The sequence below is a fragment of the Qipengyuania sp. R86523 genome (assembly GCF_044596365.1).
Lineage (GTDB): Bacteria > Pseudomonadota > Alphaproteobacteria > Sphingomonadales > Sphingomonadaceae > Qipengyuania > Qipengyuania citrea.
Window position 1 is genome coordinate 1,345,056 of sequence record NZ_CP138997.1, and the last position, 22,807, is coordinate 1,367,862.

Annotated in this window: 21 protein-coding genes and 1 tRNA gene; 9 read left to right on the forward strand and 13 right to left on the reverse strand. The window is 65.6% G+C overall.

Annotated elements, in window-relative coordinates; translation table 11 throughout:
* Nucleotides 1–82 precede the first annotated feature (82 nt).
* Both SJY12_RS06680 and SJY12_RS06685 read left to right on the forward strand, forming a co-directional pair.
* Nucleotides 83–157 (forward strand) — tRNA-Phe (locus SJY12_RS06680).
* A gap of 50 nt (nt 158–207) precedes the next feature.
* A complete protein-coding gene (locus SJY12_RS06685; RefSeq protein WP_160767219.1) occupies nt 208–1,524 on the forward strand; it encodes a sodium:proton antiporter in 1,317 nt (438 codons plus the stop codon).
* On the opposite strand, the gene SJY12_RS06690 is transcribed toward SJY12_RS06685, so the two are convergent.
* Genes SJY12_RS06690 through SJY12_RS06700 form a run of 3 tightly spaced genes read right to left on the reverse strand, consistent with a single transcriptional unit; the run spans nt 1,521 to nt 4,536 of the window.
* Nucleotides 1,521–2,777 (reverse strand): adenosylmethionine--8-amino-7-oxononanoate transaminase, encoded by a 1,257-nt coding sequence (locus SJY12_RS06690; protein WP_397504844.1) that lies wholly within the window; start codon nt 2,775–2,777, stop codon nt 1,521–1,523. The genes SJY12_RS06685 and SJY12_RS06690 overlap by 4 nt on opposite strands.
* Nucleotides 2,774–3,394, reverse strand: coding sequence for a dethiobiotin synthase (gene bioD, locus SJY12_RS06695; protein WP_397504845.1), 621 nt, complete (start codon nt 3,392–3,394; stop codon nt 2,774–2,776). The genes SJY12_RS06690 and bioD overlap by 4 nt, the downstream gene beginning before the upstream one ends.
* Nucleotides 3,391–4,536: an 8-amino-7-oxononanoate synthase gene (locus SJY12_RS06700; protein ID WP_397504846.1), complete on the reverse strand. Its 1,146-nt coding sequence runs from the start codon at nt 4,534–4,536 to the stop codon at nt 3,391–3,393. Before SJY12_RS06700 ends, bioD begins: the two co-directional genes overlap by 4 nt.
* Nucleotides 4,537–4,685: 149 nt before the next feature.
* Between SJY12_RS06700 and purC the strand changes: the two genes are divergently transcribed.
* Entirely contained in the window at nt 4,686–5,489 is an 804-nt protein-coding gene (purC, locus tag SJY12_RS06705; RefSeq protein WP_050599882.1) for a phosphoribosylaminoimidazolesuccinocarboxamide synthase, read from the forward strand.
* A 107-nt stretch (nt 5,490–5,596) separates the two neighbouring features.
* Here the strand turns inward: purC and SJY12_RS06710 are convergent, their stop codons facing one another.
* Entirely contained in the window at nt 5,597–7,822 is a 2,226-nt protein-coding gene (locus SJY12_RS06710; RefSeq protein WP_397504847.1) for a TonB-dependent receptor, read from the reverse strand.
* A gap of 267 nt (nt 7,823–8,089) precedes the next feature.
* Here SJY12_RS06710 and purS point away from each other — a divergent pair, with 267 nt between their 5' ends.
* The gene (gene purS, locus SJY12_RS06715; RefSeq protein ID WP_063506530.1) at nt 8,090–8,323 is read left to right on the forward strand and encodes a phosphoribosylformylglycinamidine synthase subunit PurS; all 234 of its coding nucleotides are present in this window, start codon (nt 8,090–8,092) and stop codon (nt 8,321–8,323) included.
* Between the two features lie 5 nt (nt 8,324–8,328).
* Nucleotides 8,329–9,000, forward strand: a complete 672-nt coding sequence (gene purQ, locus SJY12_RS06720) for a phosphoribosylformylglycinamidine synthase subunit PurQ (RefSeq protein WP_397506661.1) — start codon at nt 8,329–8,331, stop codon at nt 8,998–9,000.
* Here purQ and SJY12_RS06725 read toward each other — a convergent pair whose 3' ends face one another.
* Both SJY12_RS06725 and glmS read right to left on the reverse strand, forming a co-directional pair.
* Entirely contained in the window at nt 9,001–11,367 is a 2,367-nt protein-coding gene (locus SJY12_RS06725; RefSeq protein ID WP_341859992.1) for an EAL domain-containing protein, read from the reverse strand. It abuts the gene before it with no gap.
* Between the two features lie 79 nt (nt 11,368–11,446).
* Nucleotides 11,447–13,270 (reverse strand): glutamine--fructose-6-phosphate transaminase (isomerizing), encoded by a 1,824-nt coding sequence (gene glmS, locus SJY12_RS06730; RefSeq protein ID WP_341859993.1) that lies wholly within the window; start codon nt 13,268–13,270, stop codon nt 11,447–11,449.
* Between the two features lie 256 nt (nt 13,271–13,526).
* On the opposite strand from glmS, the gene SJY12_RS06735 reads away from it, so the two are divergent.
* On the forward strand, nt 13,527–15,053 hold the full coding sequence (locus SJY12_RS06735) for a CpaF family protein (protein WP_050599799.1): 1,527 nt from the start codon (nt 13,527–13,529) through the stop codon (nt 15,051–15,053).
* A 51-nt stretch (nt 15,054–15,104) separates the two neighbouring features.
* Here SJY12_RS06735 and SJY12_RS06740 read toward each other — a convergent pair whose 3' ends face one another.
* On the reverse strand, nt 15,105–15,335 hold the full coding sequence (locus tag SJY12_RS06740) for a hypothetical protein (RefSeq protein WP_063506533.1): 231 nt from the start codon (nt 15,333–15,335) through the stop codon (nt 15,105–15,107).
* Nucleotides 15,336–15,417: 82 nt separating this feature from the next.
* Between SJY12_RS06740 and SJY12_RS06745 the strand changes: the two genes are divergently transcribed.
* Nucleotides 15,418–16,338: a DMT family transporter gene (locus SJY12_RS06745; protein ID WP_397504848.1), complete on the forward strand. Its 921-nt coding sequence runs from the start codon at nt 15,418–15,420 to the stop codon at nt 16,336–16,338.
* Nucleotides 16,339–16,390: 52 nt separating this feature from the next.
* Nucleotides 16,391–16,519, forward strand: a complete 129-nt coding sequence (locus tag SJY12_RS06750; protein ID WP_255357748.1) for a hypothetical protein — start codon at nt 16,391–16,393, stop codon at nt 16,517–16,519.
* Between the two features lie 128 nt (nt 16,520–16,647).
* Here SJY12_RS06750 and SJY12_RS06755 read toward each other — a convergent pair whose 3' ends face one another.
* Nucleotides 16,648–17,145, reverse strand: coding sequence for a lactoylglutathione lyase family protein (locus SJY12_RS06755; protein WP_063511666.1), 498 nt, complete (start codon nt 17,143–17,145; stop codon nt 16,648–16,650).
* Nucleotides 17,146–17,238: 93 nt separating this feature from the next.
* Here SJY12_RS06755 and SJY12_RS06760 point away from each other — a divergent pair, with 93 nt between their 5' ends.
* Nucleotides 17,239–18,135 (forward strand): LysR family transcriptional regulator, encoded by an 897-nt coding sequence (locus tag SJY12_RS06760; protein ID WP_397504849.1) that lies wholly within the window; start codon nt 17,239–17,241, stop codon nt 18,133–18,135.
* 37 nt (nt 18,136–18,172) lie between these two features.
* Here the strand turns inward: SJY12_RS06760 and SJY12_RS06765 are convergent, their stop codons facing one another.
* The 5 genes from SJY12_RS06765 to SJY12_RS06785 form a co-directional block, all read right to left on the reverse strand.
* Complete coding sequence (locus tag SJY12_RS06765) at nt 18,173–18,766, reverse strand: DUF938 domain-containing protein (protein ID WP_397504850.1); 594 nt, start codon at nt 18,764–18,766, stop codon at nt 18,173–18,175.
* The gene (locus tag SJY12_RS06770; protein WP_397504851.1) at nt 18,763–20,313 is read right to left on the reverse strand and encodes a fatty acid--CoA ligase; all 1,551 of its coding nucleotides are present in this window, start codon (nt 20,311–20,313) and stop codon (nt 18,763–18,765) included. Before SJY12_RS06770 ends, SJY12_RS06765 begins: the two co-directional genes overlap by 4 nt.
* Nucleotides 20,314–20,390: 77 nt before the next feature.
* Nucleotides 20,391–20,843 carry an ABA4-like family protein gene (locus SJY12_RS06775; protein ID WP_050599806.1) on the reverse strand — a complete coding sequence of 151 codons (453 nt, stop codon included), beginning with the start codon at nt 20,841–20,843 and terminating at the stop codon, nt 20,391–20,393.
* Entirely contained in the window at nt 20,843–21,547 is a 705-nt protein-coding gene (locus SJY12_RS06780) for an NAD(P)H-binding protein (RefSeq protein WP_348346058.1), read from the reverse strand. The genes SJY12_RS06775 and SJY12_RS06780 overlap by 1 nt, the downstream gene beginning before the upstream one ends.
* Nucleotides 21,540–22,700 carry a deoxyguanosinetriphosphate triphosphohydrolase gene (locus tag SJY12_RS06785; protein WP_063511492.1) on the reverse strand — a complete coding sequence of 387 codons (1,161 nt, stop codon included), beginning with the start codon at nt 22,698–22,700 and terminating at the stop codon, nt 21,540–21,542. The genes SJY12_RS06780 and SJY12_RS06785 overlap by 8 nt, the downstream gene beginning before the upstream one ends.
* Between the last annotated feature and the right edge of the window lie 107 nt (nt 22,701–22,807).

Here is a 22,807-nt window from a genome sequence, read left to right on the forward strand (position 1 = left end):
CCTTGCCAAGGCGTGCCAGCTTCGCCATAGGCGCGCTCTCATTGCTCGCGGGGCTGTTCAGGCCCCTCCGCCGAAGCAGTGTGCCCGGGTAGCTCAGTGGTAGAGCAGACGACTGAAAATCGTCGTGTCGGTGGTTCGACTCCGCCCCTGGGCACCACTTCGCCCCGATAGCTTCCCCTGCTTCCCCGCCCGCGCTAGTCAGCCGGGATGCATGACACCACCAGCACCGCGCTTTCCGCCTTCGACATCGCCGCGATCCTCGTGGTCGCCTCCGCGCTGCTCGGCTGGTTCAATCACCATTTCCTCAAGCTGCCGCATGTCATCGGGCTGACCGTTATGGGCGCGCTGGGGGCAATCGGCCTGACGGTGGCCGATGCCTTCATCCCCGGCGTGACGCTCGACGACTGGGTCGCCGACACGCTGCAGCAGCTCAACTTCACCGAGACGCTGCTGCAGGGCATGCTCAGCTTCCTGCTGTTCGCCGGCGCGCTGCATGTCGATCTCGACCGCCTCAAGGTCGCGTGGCTGCCCGTGCTGCTGCTCTCCACCGTGGGCGTGATGATTTCGACCGTGCTCGTCGGGCTCGCCATGTGGGGCGTGGGCATGCTGCTGGCGCTGGGGATCGCGCCGATCTGGTATTTCGTCTTCGGCGCGCTGATCGCCCCGACCGACCCGGTTTCGGTGCTCGGCGTGCTGCGCGAGGAAAAGGTCCCGCAATCGCTGCAGAGCGCGGTGGCGGGCGAGAGCCTGTTCAATGACGGTGTCGGCATCGTGGTGTTCATCATCCTGCTCGGCGCGGCGGTGAGCGGGAACGACTTTTCGTTTGCCGAGGGCGCACGGCTGTTCGCGATCGAGGCGGGCGGCGGCATCCTGATCGGGCTCGTCGCGGGCTATGTCGGCTACCGCGCGCTGGCGGGGATGGACGAATACACGCTCGAGGTGCTGGTCACGCTGGCGGTGGTGATGGGCGGCTATGCGCTGTGCAACTACCTCACGCTTTCGGGTCCGCTGGCGATGGCGGTGGCCGGCCTGCTGATCGGCAACCACGGCGTTACATATGCGATGAGCGACGTGACGCGCGATTACCTCGTCAAGTTCTGGGAGCTGGTCGACGAATTGCTCAATTCGGTGCTGTTCCTGCTGATCGGGCTGGAAATGATCGTGCTGGTCGCGGGTTTCGACGAACTGGTGCTGGCGCTGGCCGCAATCCCGCTGACGCTGGCCGCGCGCGGGGTCGGTATCTTTGTCTCGACCAAGGCGATCCCCGCTGCACGGCTGCAGGACAAGGGCGCGGGCCGCGTGCTGTGGTGGGGCGGGCTGCGCGGCGGCATTTCGATCGCGCTGGCGCTGTCGCTACCCGCCGGCGAAACGCGCGACCTGATCCTTGCCGCGACCTTCGCCGCGGTGCTGTTCAGCGTCCTCGTCCAGCGCGCCACGCTGGGCCGGCTGATCGAGAAGCTGAAACGCGACCACGCCCCCGCGGTCGAAGACGCTGCCCCCGCACGCGAACCGACTGTTCGTTAGTCGGCGGCGATGGCGTCCGCTGCGGTGCCGATCTCGGCCCAGATGCGCGCCAGGTCATCGTCTTCGATGCAATAGGGCGGCATGACATAGACGGTGTTGCCAAGCGGGCGCAGCAGCAGGTCCGCCTCGCGGAACCGGCGCAGCAGCTTCGGCCCGAGGTCGGACAGATAGCTGCCGCCCGGCTCGCCCAGCTCCAGCGCGGCAATCGTCCCGCAGCGCCGCGCGTTGCGCACCATCGCGTGATCCGCCAGCGTATCGAGATGCGCCTGCTGCTTCGCTGCCAGCGCCGCGATCCGCTCAGGCACCGGTTCCTCGCGCCAGATCGCGAGATTGGCATTGGCCGCCGCGCAGGCCACCGGGTTCGCGGTATAGCTCGACGAATGGTAGAAGGTACGCGTGCGGTCGGTCGAATAGTGCGCATCCCAGATCGGCTCGCTCGCCATGGTCACCGCCAGCGGCATCGCCCCGCCGGTCAGCCCCTTGGACAGGCACATGATATCGGGCACGACATCGGCCTGTTCGCAGGCGGTCAGCGTGCCGGTGCGGCCCCAAGCGGTCATCACCTCGTCGGCGATGAACAGCGTGCCGTGGCGGGCGCAGATCGCGCGCATCTCGGCCAGCACTGCGGGCGGATACATCAGCATGCCGCCCGCCCCCAGCACCAGCGGTTCGACGATGAACGCCGCCGCCCCGCCCGTGCATTCGGCTTCGAGCGCGTCGAGAGTGGGCTGCGGATCATTCCCGGGAAAGGGCACGCGCCCGACATCGAACAGCAACGGCGCATAGGCGGCGTTGAACACCCCGCGCGCACCCACCGACATCGCGCCGATCGTATCGCCGTGATAGGAGTGCTCCATCACCACGATCCGGCTGCGGTCCTCGCCGCGGTGAGTCCAGAAGCCGAGCGCCATCTTCAGCGCGACCTCGACTGCAGTCGAACCGCTGTCGGAAAAGAACACGCGGGTCAGCTCATCGGGCAGGATCCGGCACAGTTCGCGCGCGAGATCCTCTGCCGGTTGGTGCGTCCAGCCGGCGAAGATCATCTGGTCGAGCCGCTGCGCCTGGTCGGCGATTGCCGCCATGATCCGCGGGTGACAGTGGCCATGCGTGGTCACCCACCAGCTCGAGATCGCGTCCACCACGCGGCGGCCGTCTTCGGTGTGCAGCACAGCGCCTTCGGCATGCGTGACCAGCGGAACCGGATCGCCCAGCCCGTGCTGCGTGAAAGGATGCCATACGGGCGAGTGGGTCATGCGAAATCCGCCATATCGAAATTGTCGGTAAAGGCCCGGCCAAGCGACGCCGCGTCGAGCGTGCCGAGCAGCGGCAGGCGGCCAAGCCGCTTCACCGCGCCGAGCCGGCAGATCGTCGCCTCGCTATCCTCCACCGCGTCGCCGACAAAGGCCACGCCGTGGATCGCTACCCCGCGCGCGCGCAGCGCTTCGATCGTCAGCAGCGAATGGTTGATCGTGCCCAGCGCAGTGCGCGCGACGACGATCGCAGGCAGGCCCCAGCGCGCGAACATGTCGGCGTAGAGCAAGGCCCCGCCAAGCGGCACCAGTGCGCCGCCCGCCCCCTCGACCACCAGCGGACGCTGCGCGGGGAGTGCCAGCCGCTCGGGATCGATGGCGACCCCGTCGATCTCGGCTGCGCGGTGCGGCGAACAGGGCGTCGCCAGGCGATAGACCTCGGGCAGCACGCGGGTTTCGGGCAGACCCGCGAGCTTCGCCACCTGCGCCCGGTCGCCGCCCTCATCCAGCCCGGCCTGCACCGGCTTCCAGTAATGCGCATCGAGCGCGCCGGTGAGCGCGGCGGCGAAGACGGTCTTGCCCACATCGGTATCGGTTCCGGTGACGGTGAATGCATTCATGCGAGAATCTCTGAAAGCGTGTCGGCCAGCGCGTCGATCTGTGCCCGGCCGATATTGAGAGTGAGCGAGATGCGCAGGCGGCTGCTGCCCGCAGGAACGGTGGGCGGGCGAATGCCGCGGATATCGAAGCCCGCGCTGCGCAGCGCCCCGGCAATCTGCATAGTCCGTGCTTCGTCACCCAGCACCAGCGGGATGATCTGCGATCCGCTGGTGCTGACGCCGAAGGGCGCGAGTTTGCGGCCCGCATAGCCGATCAGATCGTGCAGCGCTTCGCGCCGTTCCGGCTCCTCCTCCACGATCCTCAGCGCCTCGCGCACGCAGGCGGCCATCAGCGGCGATGGCGCGGTGGAGAAGATGAAGCCCCGTCCGCGATTGATGACATGGTCGCGCATTGCCCGCGGCCCGCACAGCAGCGCGCCTTCGCTGCCCAGGGCCTTCCCGCAGGTGCGCAGCACGATCGCATTGTCGCGCCCGTCGATATGCGCTGCCAGCCCCCGGCCGCCATTGCCGAAAACGCCGGTGGCATGCGCATCGTCCGCCAGCAGCACCGCGCCATGGCGATCCGCCAGATCGGCAAGTTCGGCAATCGGTGCGCGGTCGCCGTCCATGCTGTAGAGCGTTTCGACCGCGATCCACGCCTGGCCCGCGGCATTGCCCGCCCGCCAGTGCGCAAGCGCTTCGGCGAAGGCGCCGACATCATTGTGCGGTACCGCAATACATTCGGCCCGCGACAGGCGCATCCCTTCGTGCGCGCTGGCATGGACCAGCGCGTCGTGGAAGATCGCATCGCCGCGCTGGGGCAGTGCCGACAGCAACGCGCTGTTGGCGCCGTAGCCATTGGCAAGGAACAACGCGCTTTCGCAGCCGAAGAAGCTGGCGGCCTCCGCCTCCAGCGCCTCGTGTTCGGGATGATTGCCGCGCAGCAGGCGCGAACCGCCCGAACCGACGGGAACGCCGCGCTCGAGCGCGTCCATCACGGCGTTCTTGAGCCTCCCGCTGCCCGCCAGCGCGAGGTAATCGTTCGACGAGAAATCGGCGCCGCCGGGAAGCGACAGGCTGCGCAGCCGCGCCGCGCGCGCCAGACCCGTCAGATCGTCGACCTGCGCGGCAAGGGGAGTGTTGGTGGTGCGACCCATAGCCATGCCGCGCGCGCTAACCACCCCACCGCGTGCCTGCAATTGCTTTCGTCAATCGGCTTCTGTATGGCTCGCTACACGCCCCGGCAGTCGCAATCGCCAGTCGATTCCGTCGCCGGGGCGCTGACTTTTCCAGCGTGAAGGAACGCATATTCATGGCTCGTCGGCGCCAGATCTACGAAGGCAAGGCCAAGATCCTCTACGAAGGCCCCGAACCGGGCACGATCATTCAGTATTTCAAGGATGACGCGACTGCGTTCAACGCCGAGAAGAAGGGCACGATCAACGGCAAGGGCGTGATCAACAATCGCATCAGCGAATATGTGTTCACGCGGCTGTCGCACATCGGCATCCCTACGCATTTCATGCGCCGCCTCAACATGCGCGAGCAGCTGGTGCGCCAGGTGGAGATCATTCCGCTCGAAGTGGTGGTGCGCAATGTCGCTGCGGGTACGCTGAGCAAGCGCCTCGGGATCGAGGAAGGCGAGCTGCTGCCGCACACGCTGATCGAATATTGCCTCAAGGACGATTCGCTGGGCGATCCCAAGGTCTCCGAAGAGGAAATCGCCTGCTTCAACTGGTGCAGCCATGAAGAGCTGCAGGACATGTCGAGCATGGCGATCCGCATCAACGATTTCCTGTCGGGCATGTTCAGCGCGATCGATATCCGCCTCGTGGATTTCAAGCTGGAATTCGGCCGTATCTGGGACGGGGACTACAGCCGCGTCATCCTGGCCGACGAGATCAGCCCCGACGGCTGCCGCCTGTGGGATATCAACACCGGCGAAAAGCTCGACAAGGACCGCTTCCGGCGCGACATGGGCGGCGAAAGCGAAGCCTATCAGGAAGTCGCGCGGCGTCTCGGCCTGCTGCAGAACGAAGACAGCGGCCCGGGCGAAGTGCTCGACATGAGCGCGCATCGCGGCCGGCTGCGGACGCCGTCCAAGCCCAAGAAGTAACGCGGTCAGCCGCACCCGGCGCAAGCCGGGCGGCGCGGCGTTGGCATAGAAAAAGGGCCGGAGGGATCGCTCCCCCCGGCCCTTTTCTGTCGGTCGTCCGTCGCCGCTCAGTAGCTGACGCGGGCCGAGATACCGAACACGCGCGGATCGTTGACGAAGGCGGTGTTGTTGTTGAAGTCGATGCCGCCCTTCACATTGTCGGCGTCGAGAATGTTGCGCACGAAGGCGGCGACTTCGAAGGTCCCGTCGAGCCTGGCATAGCCGACACGCAGCCCGCCCTCGATCTGGTTGTTTGTGTTGAACTCGGCGCTTTCGTAGATGAAGATGTTCGTCTTGCCCTGGTAGGCCCAGTCGGTGAAGGCGAAGATCTCGCCCGCATTGCCCACCGGAACGCCGTAGCGCGCGGTCACGTCGGCGATCCATTCGGGCGCATTGGGGAACGGGTTGCCGTCCACCAGCGCGCGGGTGTTGCCCGACAGGACCACGGTCGGGTCGGTCACGGTGCACTGGAAACAGATGCCCACGGCAAGCGTATCGTCCTGGATCTCGGTGTTGTTCCAGCTGACGCCTGCCGTGACGAGGAAATCGGGCGTGATCTGGAAAGCACTGTCCAGTTCGAAGCCGTAGCCGCGGCCCTGGTCGGCATTGACCAGCTGCACGAGGTTGCCCGCACCACCGACCGCAGTGAACTGCGGATCGTCGATGGTGTAGTAATAGACCGCGCCGTTCAAACGCACGCTGCGGCCCGCGAATTCGGACTTGAACCCGGCTTCGTAGCTCATGATCTTTTCCGAGGTCGCGATCGACGGTGCCGAACCGAAGGCCACGTCGCGGCCCTGGATGGTCGGCGCGCGGAAACCGCTCGCCACGCGCGCGTAGACGCTGGCGTCGGCGCCGACATCGTAGAATGCCGCGAGATCCCAGCTGATGCGCTCGTCCTTGACGCTGCGTTCCTGCGCACCCGGGCCCGAGATGAATGAGGTCTGCGTCACTGCGAACGCCTTCTCGTCCTCGGTATAGCGCAGGCCGCCGGTCAGCTTGAGCGCGGGGGTGATTTCACCCGTCACCTGGCCGAATACCGCCCAGCTCTCGTTGGTGTGGTTGACGGTCACGGGCGGCGGGAAGTCGAAGCCGATCGTGGTGACATCGAATTCGCTGTCGAAATAAAAGCCGCCGACCTGCCATTGCACCGGGCCATTCGCAGCCGACGCGATGCGGACTTCCTGCGTGAACTGCTCGAGATCGATCGAATCCTGCGTGTCGCTGGGAAACGGGATGAAGCCCGGACCGGTGACGAGGTTGCCCCCGTCGATATCGCCGCGGCTGCGGCCTTCGCTGTTGGCCCAGCTGGTGATGCTGGTGAAGGTCGCGAAATCGGCTTCGTAATCGACCTTCGCAGTCGCGATCTCGGCCTTGTAGGCGGCATCGTTGCGCCCGCCGGCATCGTAGAACACCGTGTCGCGGTCGTAATTGTCGTTGAGATCGTTGTCGCCGGGGCCGAGAATGTTGGCGCGGAACAGCGTCGACTGCCCATCGAGGTCGCGAACCGAGTAGCTGCCGAGGACCGACAGACGGTCGCCGGGGGTGATCAGCAGCTGCGCACGGCCCGCCACTTCGCTGTAGGCGCCGTAGACGTCTTCCTCGCCGGTGAAACCGTTGTCGACCCAGTTGTCGCGCTGTTGCCACAGGCCCGAAAGGCGCAGCGACACCACGCCGGGTGCGAGCGGCAGCGTGACGCCGCCATCGGCCGAAACGCTGTTGAAGCTGCCGTAGCTGACCGAACCGTCGACCGCGAACTCATCGCCCGGCTTGACCGTATCGATCTTGACGATGCCGGCGGGCGTGTTGCGGCCAAACAGCGTGCCCTGCGGGCCGCGCAGCACTTCGATGCGCTCGACATCGAAGATCGGGAAGGACTTGAGCGTGACGTTCTCCATCACGACATCGTCCATCACCACCGAGACCGGCTGCGATGCGGCGAGATCGAAATCGGTGTTGCCGAGACCGCGGATATAGAAGCGCGGTGCGGCGCGGCCGTTCGAGCTTTCGACGAACAGGCCCGGCACGCGCGCAGCGAGCGCGGTGATTTCGGCACCGGCATCGAAGATCGTGCGCACGGTGTCGGCATCGAGCGTGGCGGCCGAGACTGCGACGTCCTGCAGGTTTTCCTCGCGCCGGTTGGCGGTCACGATGATGGTGTTGAGCTGGCCGTTGGCAGCTTCTTCGGCACCGGAGGCATCGGCCTCCTGCGCCAGGGCCGGCTGCGCGGCGAAGGCTGCCACAGCGAGAGTGCTCGCCCCGATGAAGCGGGCGGCGGTGGAACGAATGGTCATGTCGTGGGGGATTCCTGCTTGAGCGCGTCCAGAGTCGGGCACGCATTTGGAGGGGAGCGGCATCGTCGCCGTGGCCGCGCCATAGCAGATCGCGCGGCATCCGGGGGCATCACCGCCGCCAATGCGGCAGAATCATTACCGTTGTTGCAATTGCGCTACAACCGTCACCGATCGGCCACTGCGCCGGCCATGACCCGGTACCCCGCAGCCTACTTGAATGCCGGCAAAGCCTGCGCCATAGGCCCGCCAACACGAAAGGCCTGCTCGATGAAGATCCGCGTCCATGTCTCGCTCAAGCCCGGCGTTCTCGATCCGCAGGGTCGTGCCGTCCACCATGCCCTCGAAGGGCTTGGTTTCGAGGGCGTTGAGGATGTCCGCGTGGGGCGGTCGATCGAACTCGACGTGGCCGACGATACCAGTGACGCGGCGCTGACCGATATGTGCGAGAAGCTGCTCGCCAATACGGTGATCGAAAACTACCGCATCGAGAAGGTCGGCTGATGGCCCTGCGCGCCGCCGTCATCACTTTCCCCGGTTCCAATTGCGACCGCGACATGGCGGTGGCGATCGAACGTGTAACGGGCACTCCCCCGCTGCGGGTCTGGCACGCCGATGCCGAACTGCCCGAGCGGCTCGATTTCATCGCGCTGCCCGGCGGCTTCTCCTATGGCGACTACCTGCGTTCGGGCGCGATGGCGGCGAACAGCCCGGTCATGCGCGGGGTCAAGCAACATGCCGAACGCGGTGTGCCCGTGCTGGGCGTCTGCAACGGCTTCCAGGTGCTCACCGAAGCCGGCCTGCTGCCCGGCGCGCTGATGCGCAATGCCAGCCAGAACTTCATCTGCCGGACCGTCCCGCTGAAGGTCGAGAACAGCACTTCCCTGTTCACCGCGGGCTTTGCCAGCGGCCAGACCATCGACATCCCCGTGGCGCATCACGACGGTAATTACTTTGCTGACGAGGATACGCTCGACCGGCTCGAAGGCGAAGGCCGCGTCGCCTTCCGCTATGTCGAGAACTGCAACGGCTCGAGACGCGACATTGCCGGCGTGCTCAATGCTGCGGGGAATGTCCTGGGTATGATGCCGCACCCCGAACGCGCGGTCGATCCAGCACATGGCGGAACCGACGGGCTGGCGTTGTTCGAAAACGCGCTCCGCTCGCTCGCGGACGCCTGATCAGGCGCTTTCGGCGCGCGGGCTTCCTGTCTGGCGGGCCATAACGTCCAGCACGTCCCCGGCCGGCATCGGGCGTCCGAAGTGGTAGCCCTGGATCTTGGTGCAGCCCAGTTCGCGGATCATCTGCGCTTCTTCGTCGTTCTCGACGCCCTCCGCCGTCGTGGTCATGCCGAGGCTGTCCGCCATGGCGACGACCGCGCGGATGATCGCCAGCGATTCGGGGCTTTGTTGCGCGGCCCCCTGCACGAACGAGCGGTCGACCTTGATGGTCGAGAACTTGAGCCGGCGCAGATAGCCGAGCGAGGAATAGCCGGTGCCGAAATCGTCGAGCGCGATCGAGCATCCCAGCGCCATGCACCGTTCCAGCGCCTCGCGCGCGATGCTGGCATCGCGCAGGAAGATGCTTTCGGTGACTTCGATCTCGAGCCGCTTGGCGTTGAGCCCGCTTTGCGACAGCGCGCGTACTACCGAGCCGACGAAATCGGTTTCGAGCAATTGCTCGGGTGAAACATTGACATTGACCCGCATGTGTTCGGGCCAGTTCTCGGCCGCTTCGAGGCAGGCGCGTTCCATCACCCAATTGCCGATCGGAACGATCAGGCGGGTATCTTCGGCCAGCGGAATGAACTTGGCCGGGCTGACGAAACCGTGTTCGGGGCTGTTCCAGCGGATGAGCGCTTCGAAGCTGACCACTTCCTCGGTCGTCGCATCGACCACCGGCTGGTAATGCAGCATGAATTCGTCGCGTGCGAGTGCATGGCGGAGCGAGTTTTCGAGCAGGCGTCGCTCTTCGGCATTCGCATGCAGCGCGGGTTCGAATTCGCGGTGAGCCCCGCCGCCTTCGTCCTTTGCGCGGTACAGCGCGAGATCGGCGTTGCGCAGCAATTCCTCCACCGTCCGGCCATCGCGCGGGCCGATCGCCGATCCGACGCTGGCGCCGACGTAAAGCGTGTGGTTTTCGATCTGGTAGGGTTCGGACAGGCGCTGGATGATTTCGCGCGCCAGCGTGTCGATCCGGCTGCGGTCGCTCGTTTCGCGCAGGACGACGGCGAATTCATCGCCGCCCAGTCGGCCGCAGGTTTCGCCGTCGCGGACCAGCGCCTTCAGCCGCGACGCGACTTCCGCCAGCATCCGGTCGCCGACCAGATGGCCGAGCGAATCGTTGATGCCCTTGAAGCGGTCGAGGTCGATCATCAGCAGCGCGCAGCGAGAGCGCCATGCCGCCGCATGCTCGAGCGCTTCGCCCAGCGCCTCGTTCAGCATCCGCCGATTGGGCAGGTGCGTCAGCGTGTCGTAGCGCGCGAGGTAGGCGATCTTTTCCGACGATTCGCGCTGTTCGGTGATATCCGACCCGACACCGCGGAAACCCTGGTAGCGGCCCCGGTCGTCGACGATCGGCGTGCCCGAAAGCTCCCACCAGCGCTGCTGCCCGCCGATCGTGACCTTGACTTCGAGATTTGAGAAATTCTGGCGCCGTTTGAGCTTGTCGGCCAGGTCGTGCAGGCTTTGCGGAAAGCGTCCGGTCTGCCAGCAATCGCCCGAAATCAGCTGGAGGAACGATCCGCCTTCGATTTCCGCCGGTTCGCGCCCGAGGGCAAAGGCAAAACGCGGCGAGACGGACCTGAGCCGGCGGCCGGTATCGACCTGCCACAGCCAGTCCGCCTGGCCTTCCTCGAATTCGCGCAGCAGCATCGAGACCACTTCGCTCTTTTCCTGCATCGCCGCTTCTGCCAGCCGCACCGCTACCGATACGCGCGCGCTTTCGATCACGCCGAACACGGCGAGCAGCGTGGACAGGACAACCACGGTCGCAAGGATCGGGTGGAAATCGATCAGGCTGGCGATGAGGCCGCCGACACCTGCCGCAAGCGCGAAGGTTATCGAACTGAGCGGCGCGCCATAGCGGCTGGCGCTGCTGGCCAGAACCAGCATTGCCGCGATCGTCCAGGCCAGCAGGGTATCGCCGAGCTGGCCATAGACCGCGCACAGGATGAGACCGACCGACCACATCGCGCCCTTCGCGGCGGTTGTCAGCGCATGCGATTCCATTTCGGTGACCGAGATCGAACGGCTGTCGGCATCGCCCAGCCGAATATCGGCCCGCGCCGAATAGAGCACCGCCGAGATCAGGCCCAGACCCCAAGCTGCCAGCGCGGCAACCGGGACGGTCTGATAAACGGTAAACACGACGAGCGCGAAGCTCACCAGGTGCAGCAGCACCCGCGCGCCAACGCGGTCCTTGAGGACGGCATATTGCTGGCCGTGAACCAGCGACCAGTTGGTGCCCTCGGGCGTTTCGAACCCGATGGCTTGCCTGATCGACAGCGACGCCGCTTTTGCTTTCTGTGTTGTTGCCTGGTCGGTCACCGCAGCACGGTTAACGGGAAAGTCTTAGCTCCCGGTAAAGGCCTCTAGCGAAATCCGCGCAGACAGCGAATTGCCGGGCCTATTCGACGGTTACCGACTTCGCCAGATTGCGCGGCTGATCGACATCCGTACCTTTGACGCAGGCGACGTGATAGGCAAGCAATTGCACCGGGATCGTATAGACCAGCGGCGCGATCAGCGGATGGACCTTGGGCATCTCGATCGTGGCGAGGCATCCCTCGCCCGCCTGCTCGAGCCCATCGGCGTCGGAAATCAGCACCACCTGCCCGCCGCGCGCGCGCACTTCTTCCATGTTCGAAACGGTCTTTTCGAACAGGGGCCCGGACGGTGCCAGAACGATTACCGGCACCTTGTCGTCGATCAGCGCGATCGGCCCGTGCTTCATCTCGCCACTGGCATAGCCTTCGGCATGGATATAGCTGATTTCCTTGAGCTTCAGCGCACCTTCCAAAGCAAGCGCATAGTCGGGTCCGCGCCCCAGATAGAGCACGTCGCGGGCTGGCGCGATCAGATGCGCCATGCTGGCGATATCATCATCGTGATCGAGCGCGGCGTTGAGCGCGGCCGGGGCTTCGAGCAGGTGGCCGACCACCTCCTGCTCTTCCTCGCGGCTCATCAGCCCCTTGGTGACCGCCATATGCGCCGCCAGGGCGGCAAGCACGGCCAGCTGGCAGCTGAAGGCCTTGGTCGAGGCAACGCCGATTTCGGGTCCGGCGTGCGTCGGCAGCAGCAGGTCCGCCTCGCGCGCCATCGAGCTGGTGGGTACGTTGACGATCACCGCGATGGTCTGGCCGTTCTCCTTGCAGTGCCGCAGCGCCGCCAGCGTATCGGCGGTTTCGCCGCTTTGCGAGATGAACAGCGCCAGACCGCCTTCTTCGAGGACCGGTTCGCGATAGCGGAATTCGGAGGCGACATCGATGTCCACGGGGACACGCGCGAATTGCTCGAACCAGTATTTGGCGACCATTCCGGCATAGAAGGACGTGCCGCAGGCCACGATGGTGACGCGCTTGATCTGCGACAGGTCGAAATCGAACTGTGGCAGCGCGACCGAATTGTCCGACTGGCGCAGGTAGGATCCGAGCGTCTGCGCGACCACGGTCGGCTGCTCGAAGATCTCCTTCTGCATGAAGTGGCGGTAATTGCCCTTCTCGACCGCTGCCGCCGACGCGCCCGAGGTCTGGATCTCGCGTTCGACCGGCTGGTTTTCGGCATCGTGGATTTCAGCGGCTTCGCGGGTGACGACCACCCAGTCGCCTTCCTCTAGATAGCTGATCTGCTGCGTCAGCGGCGCCAGCGCCAGCGCGTCGGAACCGATATAGGTTTCGCCGTCGCCATAGCCGACCACCAGCGGTGACCCGCGGCGGGCGCCGATCAGCATGCCGGGATGGTCGCGAAAGGCGATCGCCAGCGCGAAGGCACCGCGCAGGCGCGGCAGGACCTGCGCCACGGCCTCGCGCGGGCTGCTGCCGTTCTCGATTTCGCGCGAGACGAGATGGACCACCACCTCGCTGTCGGTGTCGCTTTCCAGCGTCCGGCCGTCTGCCTGCAATTCGGCGCGCAGTTCCTTGAAGTTCTCAATGATCCCGTTGTGCACCAGCGCGACGCGATCGGTTGCATGCGGGTGGGCGTTCTGCGCGGTCGGAGCGCCATGCGTGGCCCAGCGCGTATGCGCGATCCCCATGTCGCCGGGGGCGGGATTGGCAGCGAGTTCGGCGACGAGGTTGTTCAGCTTGCCTTCCGCGCGGCGGCGGATCAGCTTGCCATCGTCGAGCGTACACACGCCGGCGCTGTCATAGCCGCGGTATTCCATGCGGCGCAGGCCGTCGACCAGCCGGTCGGCGACCGGCTCCGAACTGACGATACCGATAATTCCGCACATTAACTCAATTCTCCGCACTTGCTTGCGGCGAGACTTAGCGGTTCTCGTCCAGCAATCAATCTTTCCGCGTTCGGCCACGCCCATCCGGGCGAAACGCGCGTTTTCGCCGCGCTTTGGGCATGGCGCGCATGCGCCGCCGGGCATTAGCGTTTAATCAAGGTTTCCAGCCTATTTACCCTGTTTCGAGAGACGAGCTTTGTCATATCCGGACAAGGTTCACCCAACCAATCAAGTATTTCCTCGGGGGTTTTCGGCAATGAGCGCATTCGGACGGAAAAACGGGCCGGCAGGGATCAATGCCGGTGCACGTCCGCAATTCGGAGTCGCCAAGCCCATGCGCGGCGGCACTCCGACGCCGTCCCCGAAATCGCCCGAACCCGACGATGGCGGCGAACAGTTTCCGCCGCTGCCGACCGACGCGCCCGAAGCCGCGGCACCCGCCTCCGCGAACGGCGATGCGATGTCGCGCCTCGCGGAGCGGATGAACACGACCCATTCGGGCCAGAGCGAAGTCGGCGGTTTCGAAGCCAGCGTCCACAAGATCAAGGAGCAGGTGCTCCCGCGTCTGCTCGAACGCGTGGATCCCGAAGCGGCCGCCACGCTGACCAAGGATGAACTGTCGGAGGAATTCCGCCCGATCATCATGGAAGTGCTGGCCGAATTGAAGGTCACGCTGAACCGGCGCGAGCAGTTCGCGCTCGAGAAGGTGCTGGTCGACGAATTGCTCGGTTTCGGCCCGCTGGAGGAATTGCTCAACGATCCCGATGTCTCGGACATCATGGTCAACGGCCCCGACCAGACCTATATCGAGAAGAACGGCAAGCTCGTCATCGCGCCGATCAAGTTCCGCGACGAGACGCATCTGTTCCAGATCGCGCAGCGCATCGTCAACCAGGTTGGCCGCCGCGTCGACCAGACCACACCGCTTGCCGATGCCCGCCTCAAAGACGGTTCGCGTGTGAACGTGATCGTTCCGCCGCTGTCACTGCGCGGCACTGCGATCTCCATTCGTAAGTTCTCCGAGAAACCGATCACCCTCGACATGCTCAAGGAATTCGGTTCGATGTCGGAAAAGATGTGTACCGCGCTGAAGATCGCGGGCGCATGCCGGATGAACATCGTCATCTCGGGCGGTACCGGCTCGGGTAAGACGACCATGCTCAACGCGCTGTCGAAGATGATCGACCCGGGCGAGCGCGTGCTGACTATCGAAGACGCCGCCGAACTCCGCCTGCAACAGCCGCACTGGCTGCCGCTCGAAACGCGCCCCCCCAACCTCGAAGGCCAAGGCGCGATCACCATCGGCGATCTCGTGAAGAACGCCCTGCGCATGCGGCCCGACCGCATCATCCTGGGCGAAATTCGCGGCGCGGAATGTTTCGACCTGCTCGCCGCGATGAATACGGGCCATGACGGTTCGATGTGTACGCTTCACGCCAACAGCCCGCGCGAATGCCTTGGCCGTATGGAAAACATGATCCTGATGGGCGACATCAAGATCCCCAAGGAAGCCATCAGCCGCCAGATCGCCGAAAGCGTCGATATCATCGTCCAGGTCAAGCGCCTGCGCGACGGTTCGCGCCGGACGACCAACATCACCGAGGTCATCGGGATGGAAGGCGACGTGATCGTGACGCAGGAACTGTTCAAGTTCGAATATCTGGACGAGGGCGAAGACGGCAAGATCATGGGCGAATACCGCTCGTCGGGCCTGCGCCCCTATACGCTCGAAAAAGCGCGCCAGTTCGGCTTCGACCAGGCCTATCTCGAGGCGTGCCTCTAGGGAACTTCGGGAATCGCCGAGCGCCTTCGGCGGCGAAGGTGACGCCTGCGACTAGCCCTGCAGGATCGCCGGCACTGCGGCCGCCAGCAATCCGCCACCGATGACCGCCAAGGCGAGGAACAGCCCGGTCCACGGCATCCAGCCGACGCGGTTGAGTTCGGCCCGCTTCATCCGCCGCCGTTCCATCAGCAGGCAAGCAAGTGCTGCGGCTATGCAGGCCGCGCCCCAGTAGGCGGCCAGTTCGGCATCGCTTGCGAACAGCAGGAATTCGGGTTCTTTCACAGTGCGGGCATATGGGCCGGCCGGGCGGCGGCTTCAATCTCCCGCTTGCACTGAGCCATGGCTGCTCTACCCGCCACAGGCGATGCAGCCCGAAAGCGATCATCCCCATCACCGCCCGCTGCTCGCGCTGGGACTGCGCCTGGCGGCGGCGCTGGTGCTGGCCGGACTGCTCGCTTGCGTAAAGCTCGCCAGCGAACGCGGCATCCACCTCGCGGAGATCATGTTCTGGCGGCAATTGCCGACCATTCCGATCCTGCTGGGATGGTTCGCGCTGCGGCGGCAACTCGGCACGCTCAAGACCGCGCGGATGGGATCGCACCTGCGCCGTTCGGGTTTCGGCATGGTCGGCATGACGATGAATTTCGGCGCGGCCACGCTGCTGCCGCTCGCGGTTGCCACCACGCTCAACTACAGCTCGGCGATCTTTGCCGTCGTGCTGTCGGCGCTGGTGCTGCGCGAACCGACCGGGGTCTGGCGCTGGAGCGCGGTGGCGCTGGGCTTCACCGGCGTCGTCGTGATCGCACAGCCATGGGGCGGCGAACTGCCATTGCTGGGGGCCGCGATCGCGCTCGGTGCCGCGCTGATGATCGCGCTGATTTCGGTCCAGCTGCGCGATCTCGGGCGCACCGAACACCCCTTTACCATCGTCTTCTACTTCTCGCTCTTCTCGGTGCCCGTGCTCGCGCTGGCGATGCCGTTCGTCGGCCAGGCGCATCCGCTGGAGGACTGGCTGCTCCTGCTCGCCTGCGGCGTCATCGGCCTGCTGGGACAGGTCCTGCTGACTGCGGCACTGCGCTACGGCATGGTCGCGAATGTCATCGTCATGGATTATTCGGGCCTCGTCTGGGCCACGCTGTTCGGCTGGCTGGTGTTCACCAATTTGCCGCCCGTCTCGTTCTGGTTCGGCGCGCCGCTGGTGGTGGGCGCCGGACTACTGATCGCCTGGCGGGAACACCGGCTGGGCCTTGCGCGCCGCGCGCTGGCGGAACCGAAGGAAGCATGACCCGTTGAACCTGTCGCACCCCGCGTTGGGAGCCCTTTGGGAAGGAACGACGATGACCAAGAAAATTCTGCTTGCCCTCGGCATCACCACGATGACGCTGACCGCCGCCGCCTGCAACACCGTGCGCGGTGCGGGCGACGACCTGCAATCCGCCGCCAACACGGTCGACGACGCCACCTGAGGCGCAAGCAAAACCCCACACGAAAACGCCCGCCCCACCGGCGGGCGTTTTCATATCCAGCCGCAGCGGCAGGTGGGACCAGCGCCAGGAAAGGCGGGGCGGTGTGACCGCCCTGCCCGCTATCCTACTCAGGAATAGGCGCCTTCCGAATAGGTCAGTTCGTAGCTGTGGCTGTAGACTTCGAAGACGATGCCGAAGGGGTCTTCGACATAGCACATGCGATAGGGCTTCTCGCCCGGGTAATATTCGCGGACCGGCATGCGCTGCTTGCCGCCAGCGGCGACGATCTTTTCGACCAGTCCTTCGACATCGGGATCCTGCACGCAGAAGTGGAACGTCCCGTGGCGCTTGTGGTCCAGATTGTCGTCAGGGGCGTAGTTTTCGGGAAATTCGAATATCTCGATGCCCACGCGGTCGGCCGTGGCCAGATGCGCGATCTTGAGCGACTTCCAATCGGGGCCGAACACATCGGTGCACATGACGCCGATCGGACTGTCATCCTCGAACACCTCGGTCGGTTCCATGATGGTATAGAGACCGAGAACTTCGGTGTAGAATGCGACCGCGGCGTCCAGGTCGGGGACCGACAGACCGATATGCGAGAAGGCCTTGGGGGATACGTTCATGGGGGATCCTTTCGATCGTTGGCCCGACCGATATCGCCCCAGCGCCCCAAAATTAGAAATTATTATCTCTCATAGATCTGATAATACAGAACTATGAGAGAACTCAATTCGCTATGGCTGAAGTCCTTCACCGTGCTGTGCGAGGAACGTCATTTCACGCGCGCGGCCGAGCGGCTCAACATGACCCAGCCGGGCATGTCGCAGCATATCGCCAAGCTCGAGCAGCAATTGGGCGTGCCGCTTGTCGAACGCGATGCGCCGGGTTTCGCACTTACCGATGCCGGCGAGAAAACGCTCGCCATGGCGCGCATGCGGTGGCGCGAGGAACGCGACTTCCTCGACAGTCTCGATGGTGACGATGAAGATCGCGGCACGATCAGCGTGGCGAGTTCGGGCAGTTTCGCAATGCTGCTCTATCCCGCACTGATGGACTGGATGGCTCAGGCGCCGGGCATTTCCGCCCGCCTCACGGCAGCGCCGGAGGACAGCATTGTCGCAGGAGTGCTGTCGGGCAGCTACGATGTCGGCGTGATAGCGGGGTCTCCGCGCCATCCCCGGCTGGCCGCCGAATATCTGGGCGCCGAACCGCTCGATCTGATCCTGCCGCGTGAATGGGCCGGGCGCCTGCCCGGTTTCGACCAGTTGCAGTCGCTCGGCTTTATCCGGCACCCGGATGCCGCGGCCTATGCCGATGCGGTGCTGGGGGCGAACTTCGCCAAGGACTATCGCGGTACGGACCGGCTGCAGGTGCGCAGCTTCGTCAACCAGATCGGACAAATTCCCGAACCGGTTGCCAGGGGCCTCGGTTATGCGATCCTGCCTCGCAGCGGGGTTCTCGCTTACCCGGCGCGGGAAAAACTGGCGACCGCGCAGTTTGCGCAGCCCAGCTTCCTCGAACTGCATCTGGTGGAATTGAAGCGAAGGCGCCGCTCCGCACGAATTGAAAAGCTGGCGGGCTTGATCCGGAAAGAGGCGGGAAAGCTCGCCTGACGCGCGCTCGGCTATCTAGCGCCACCTTCCCCCGCGCTCAGTCGCGGCGATAGATCAGCACCAGATTGTTCGCGGGCATGGCGCAGCGCGCCGTGCGGGTCATGCCGTGACCGGCAGCGAGCCGGTCGAGATCGGCGGTCGAGCGCAGGCCCCAGGCCGGGTCGCGCTGGCGCAGCGACTGGTCGAAGGCATGGTTGGAAGCCGCGGTCTCGACATCCGGCTCGACAAAGGGGCCGTAGAGCACGAGCGGCGCCCCGGATCCCAGCACCCGCCCCGCCCCCGCAAACAGCCCCACCGCCGCGTCCCACGGGCTGATATGCACCATGTTCACGCACAGCAGCGCATCAGCACTCACGTTCGGCCAATCGGGCGCTGCAGCGTCGAGCGCGATCGCCGGGCGCAGATTGGTCAGCCGCGTTTCCGCCGCCCAGGCATCGACCGAGCCCAGCGCCTCGGCATCGCGATCGCTCGGCTGCCAGTCGAGCGCGGGAAAGCGGCGTGCCATGAACACCGCGTGCTCGCCGCTGCCGCTGGCGATCTCGAGCACGGTCCCGCTGGCGGGCAGCTCGCGCGCCAGCACTTCGGCCAGCGGCTGCGAATTGCGCGCGGTAGCGGGCGCGTGGCGTTTCAATTGACCTGCCTGTCGCGCCCTTCCCAGAACGGCGCACGCAATTCGCGGCGCAGGATCTTGCCGCTGGGGTTGCGCGGCATCGCATCGATCACCTCGACCGTCTTGGGGACCTTGAACCCGGCCAGCCGCTCGCGCGTGAAGGCGATGATGTCATCGGGATCGACCGTGGTCCCCGGCTTGGGCACCACGCAGGCCTTGACCGCTTCGCCCCAGGTTTCGTCGGGCACGCCGATCACCGCCACCTCGCTCACGGCCGGATGACCGTAGATCGCGCTTTCGACCTGCGCGGGGTAGACGTTCTCGCCGCCCGAGATGATCATGTCCTTGATCCGGTCCTGAATATAGACGTAGCCGTCCTCGTCCATATAGGCGGCATCGCCGGTGTGCATCCAGCCGTCCTTCAGCGCGCCGCGCGTGGCATCGGGCAGGTTCCAGTACCCGATCATGTTCGACGGGCTCTTGCAGATCAGTTCGCCCACTTCGCCGCAGGGCAGTTCGCCGCCGTCTTCGCCGATCACCTTGAGCTCGGCCCCGGGCACAGCCTTGCCCGCACTGCGCATGCGCTGGTTGCCGTCGAGCGCGTGATCCTCGGGCGGGAGCATGGCAATGGTGCCGGTGGTCTCGGTCATGCCGTAGCATTGCAGGAAGCCTGCGCCGGGAATGGTCTGGACCGCCTCGCGCAGCAGGTCGAGCGGGATCGGCGCGGCGCCATACATGACGTATTTGACCGCCGACATGTCGGTGTCTTTCGCCCGCGGATGCTGCACCACCATTTGCAGCGCGGCAGGCACGATGAACAGCCGCGTGATGCCCTGTTCGAACGCATCGAGTACCCCGTCGGGAGTAAACTCCGCCTGCACGATGGCGCGGATGCCGGCAGCGATCGCCATGATCCCCAGCCCGGTCCCGCCGATATGCGCGCAGGGCATGCAGATGAGGATCGCCTCGTCCTCGTCCCAGCTCGACCACGGCTGCGCCGCTTCCTCGGCGGGCAGGCGCAGCGAGAACAGATTGGCGTTGGTCAGCACCGCGCCCTTGGGATTGCCCGTCGTGCCCGAGGTGTAGAGCTGCAGCACGGCATCGTCGGCGCCGGCAGCGGGGAAATCACCCGGCTGTGCTGCAGCGATCTCGGCCCTGGCGGTCGGCGTGTCGACGATCGGCGGCGCGGCATCCATCTGGCCGCAGGCCTTGTCCGCCAGTTCGCCGAACCCCTCGTCGATGAACAGCAGCTTCGCGCCGGTGTCGCCGAGGATATAGGCTATTTCGGGAGCGGCAAGGCGCCAGCCGATCGGCACCATGACGATCCCCAGCCGCGCGGCTGAATAGAACAGTTCGAAATAGTGGCGCGCGTTCTTTCCCAGCCAGGCGATCCGGTCGCCTTTTTCCAGTCCGCGCGCGCGGAGCATCGCCACGACCTTGCGCGAACGATCCTCGAGCTCGGCGAAGGTCAGCGCGCTGCCTTCCTGCTCGAGCGCGACCTGATCGGGTTTTTCCTTCGCCCAGTGCCTGATGAGCTCATCGAAGGTGAGCTTTTCGTGTTCTGCCATAGATCCTCTCCGCTGTTTTCAGCAGTTGGGATCATCATGGCAGATGGGTTGCGTTGCGCAACCCGATTCGCCGCGTCCTATTGCCAGCGCCCGCCGGCCCGCGCCCGCCGCTCGCGGATGGCCAGCCACAGCAACAGTCCCAGCGGCCCCGCCATGAAGGTGGCGAACAGGATCGGCGCCTGGATCCAGCGCGAAAAGCCTTTCGCATCCGCATCGCGCGCGATCCACAATCCGGCGAACATGTCGAAAGCGAGATAGTGGATCCATCCGATCGTCGCCCCGCCGTCGCTGGCGAAGATGCCGCGGACGCCTTCGATGCTGGTGAAATCGGCGGGCGCATCGCCGCCGCCCGCAGCGAGTGCGCCGGTCAGGATACCGATCAGTCCGGCGCTATAGGCCAAGCACAGCAGACCCACGCCGGCATAGAGCACCGCTGCGAGCAATGCGGGCCAGCGCGGCAAGAGGATAAGCCCCGCCCACATCACCATGGCGAGCAGGTTTGCCGTACCGAATACCGTTTCCCACGTCATCACAGCGCCTCACGTCCCAGTTGCGGCAGCGTCCGGGCGGCGGCCCGGATCGCGTCATTGTCATGCACGAACCGGCCGCGCGCCGCGCGTTTGGCCAGCGCCAGCGCAGCCTGCGCGACGATCTCGGCCTTGATCCCGCGATACTGGCGCAGCCTGCCGTGCAATAGCAGATTTGCCAAGGGCGCAGCAGCGATCCCCAACCGTTCGGCGGGCCGCCGGTCTTCCTCGGCACGCGTGCCGCGCAGCAGGCCGGGGCGCAGGATATCGAGCCGCGCGAAACCGACCTTCGCCAGTTCGCGCTCGGTCTCGCCCTTCACGCGGAGGTAGAAGGCCCGGGCGTGCGGATCGGCGCCGACCGAACTGACATGGACGAAACGTTCGACCCCGAGGCGCTGCGCGGTCCGCGCGGTGTCCATCACCAGATCGCGATCGACCGCGCGAAACGCGGCCTCGTCCGCACCGGCCTTCTTCCACGTCGTGCCCAGCGCGCAAATGATCGCAGTCGGCCTGACCGCTTCGATCACGTCGCCCCAATTGGCGGGATCGGCGACGAACAGTTCCATCCGGATACCGCGCGGCAATTGCGCCTCGCGCCGGGCAATCCCGGTCAGGCGCACATCCTCGCGCCCCACGCATTGCGCCATCACTCCCGCCCCGATTAGGCCGGTGGCCCCGATGAGGCCGATCCGCACCGCGTCAGACATTGCTGAGCCCTTCGGGCATGCTGCCATAGATGCGGGCGCATTGGGTGATGGCGAAGCGATCGGTCATCCCGGCGATGAAATCGGCGATATGGCGGCTGCGCTGCGGTTCGCTTTCGGGCAGGCTCACACGCCATTCCTCGGGCATGGTGGCCGGATCCCGGTGGTAGGCGGCGAACAGGCGCGAGATGACGTCATGCGCGCGCCGGGCCGTTTCCATCTGTTCCTCGTGGTAATACAGCCGGTCGTACATGAAGCGCTTGAGCACGCGTTCATGCTCGCGCATCGCGGGCGAGAAAGCCGCCAGCTGGCGCCCTGCCGCGCGGACTTCGGCGGCGCTGCCGACGCCCTTCACCTGCTCGCGCGTATGCGTCAGCAGGTCGGTGACCATCAGCCCGATCTGCGTGCGCACCAGTTCGCGCAGCTGCCGGTCGCGCGGGGCATGGGGAAAGCGTTTCTCGACCGCGCGCCACTGGTCGGCCAGCCAGTCGAGCGCGAGCAGGTCGTCGAGATCGAGGAAGCCCGCGCGCAGGCCATCGTCGATATCGTGATTGTCATACGCGATATCGTCGGCAATCGCAGCGACCTGCGCCTCGAGCGAGGGCCAGGTCGACAGCTCGAGCGGGAAAGCCCGGTCGATTTCTTCCAGGGCCCAGCCCGGCGCGGACACGGGCCCATTGTGCTTGGCCAGACCCTCGAGCGTTTCCCAGGTCAGATTGAGCCCGTCGTGGTCGCAATAGGGGCTTTCCAGCCGCGCCAGCGTGCGCAGGCCGTGGGCATTGTGATCGTAACCGCCCGCGCCGACCATCGCTTCCTCGAGCGCGGTCTCTCCGGCATGGCCGAAGGGCGGGTGCCCGATGTCGTGCCCCAGGCAGATCGCCTCGGTGAGGTCTTCGTCCAGGCCCAGCTCGCGCGCCAGCACGCGGCCGATCTGCGCGACCTCGATGCTGTGGGTCAGCCGCGTGCGGTAGTGGTCGCCATCGGGCGCGATGAACACCTGCGTCTTCGAGCGCAGGCGGCGGAAGGCGATCGAGTGGACGATCCGGTCGCGGTCGCGCTGGAATTCGCTGCGCGGCCCGCGCGTCCCTTCGCGTTCCTCGGGGAATTCACGGCCGCGGCTGGCGGCGGGATCGGAAGCGTAGGGAGCTCTGTGCATGCGCGCAGAGGCTTAGGTGTTCGCCCGCGGGGCGACAACGTGAACGAAATGCGAACCCGCGGGGTTTTCGGCAGAATGTGCGCGCGCGGAGCCGGGGCCCCGCGCGG

Bases quoted from the DNA above. Each gene is read 5' to 3' on its own strand.
- glmS (WP_341859993.1), bottom strand. From the start codon at position 13,270: ATGTGCGGAATTATCGGTATCGTCAGTTCGGAGCCGGTCGCCGACCGG.
- SJY12_RS06710 (WP_397504847.1), bottom strand. From the start codon at position 7,822: ATGACCATTCGTTCCACCGCCGCCCGCTTCATCGGGGCGAGCACTCTC.
- SJY12_RS06700 (WP_397504846.1), bottom strand. From the start codon at position 4,536: ATGGCTATGGGTCGCACCACCAACACTCCCCTTGCCGCGCAGGTCGAC.
- SJY12_RS06755 (WP_063511666.1), bottom strand. From the start codon at position 17,145: ATGAACGTATCCCCCAAGGCCTTCTCGCATATCGGTCTGTCGGTCCCC.
- SJY12_RS06750 (WP_255357748.1), top strand. From the start codon at position 16,391: ATGACCAAGAAAATTCTGCTTGCCCTCGGCATCACCACGATGACGCTG.
- SJY12_RS06745 (WP_397504848.1), top strand. From the start codon at position 15,418: ATGCAGCCCGAAAGCGATCATCCCCATCACCGCCCGCTGCTCGCGCTG.
- SJY12_RS06785 (WP_063511492.1), bottom strand. From the start codon at position 22,700: ATGCACAGAGCTCCCTACGCTTCCGATCCCGCCGCCAGCCGCGGCCGT.
- SJY12_RS06775 (WP_050599806.1), bottom strand. From the start codon at position 20,843: ATGACGTGGGAAACGGTATTCGGTACGGCAAACCTGCTCGCCATGGTG.
- SJY12_RS06780 (WP_348346058.1), bottom strand. From the start codon at position 21,547: ATGTCTGACGCGGTGCGGATCGGCCTCATCGGGGCCACCGGCCTAATC.
- bioD (WP_397504845.1), bottom strand. From the start codon at position 3,394: ATGAATGCATTCACCGTCACCGGAACCGATACCGATGTGGGCAAGACC.
- SJY12_RS06770 (WP_397504851.1), bottom strand. From the start codon at position 20,313: ATGGCAGAACACGAAAAGCTCACCTTCGATGAGCTCATCAGGCACTGG.
- SJY12_RS06760 (WP_397504849.1), top strand. From the start codon at position 17,239: ATGAGAGAACTCAATTCGCTATGGCTGAAGTCCTTCACCGTGCTGTGC.
- SJY12_RS06735 (WP_050599799.1), top strand. From the start codon at position 13,527: ATGAGCGCATTCGGACGGAAAAACGGGCCGGCAGGGATCAATGCCGGT.
- purS (WP_063506530.1), top strand. From the start codon at position 8,090: ATGAAGATCCGCGTCCATGTCTCGCTCAAGCCCGGCGTTCTCGATCCG.
- purC (WP_050599882.1), top strand. From the start codon at position 4,686: ATGGCTCGTCGGCGCCAGATCTACGAAGGCAAGGCCAAGATCCTCTAC.
- SJY12_RS06685 (WP_160767219.1), top strand. From the start codon at position 208: ATGCATGACACCACCAGCACCGCGCTTTCCGCCTTCGACATCGCCGCG.
- SJY12_RS06690 (WP_397504844.1), bottom strand. From the start codon at position 2,777: ATGACCCACTCGCCCGTATGGCATCCTTTCACGCAGCACGGGCTGGGC.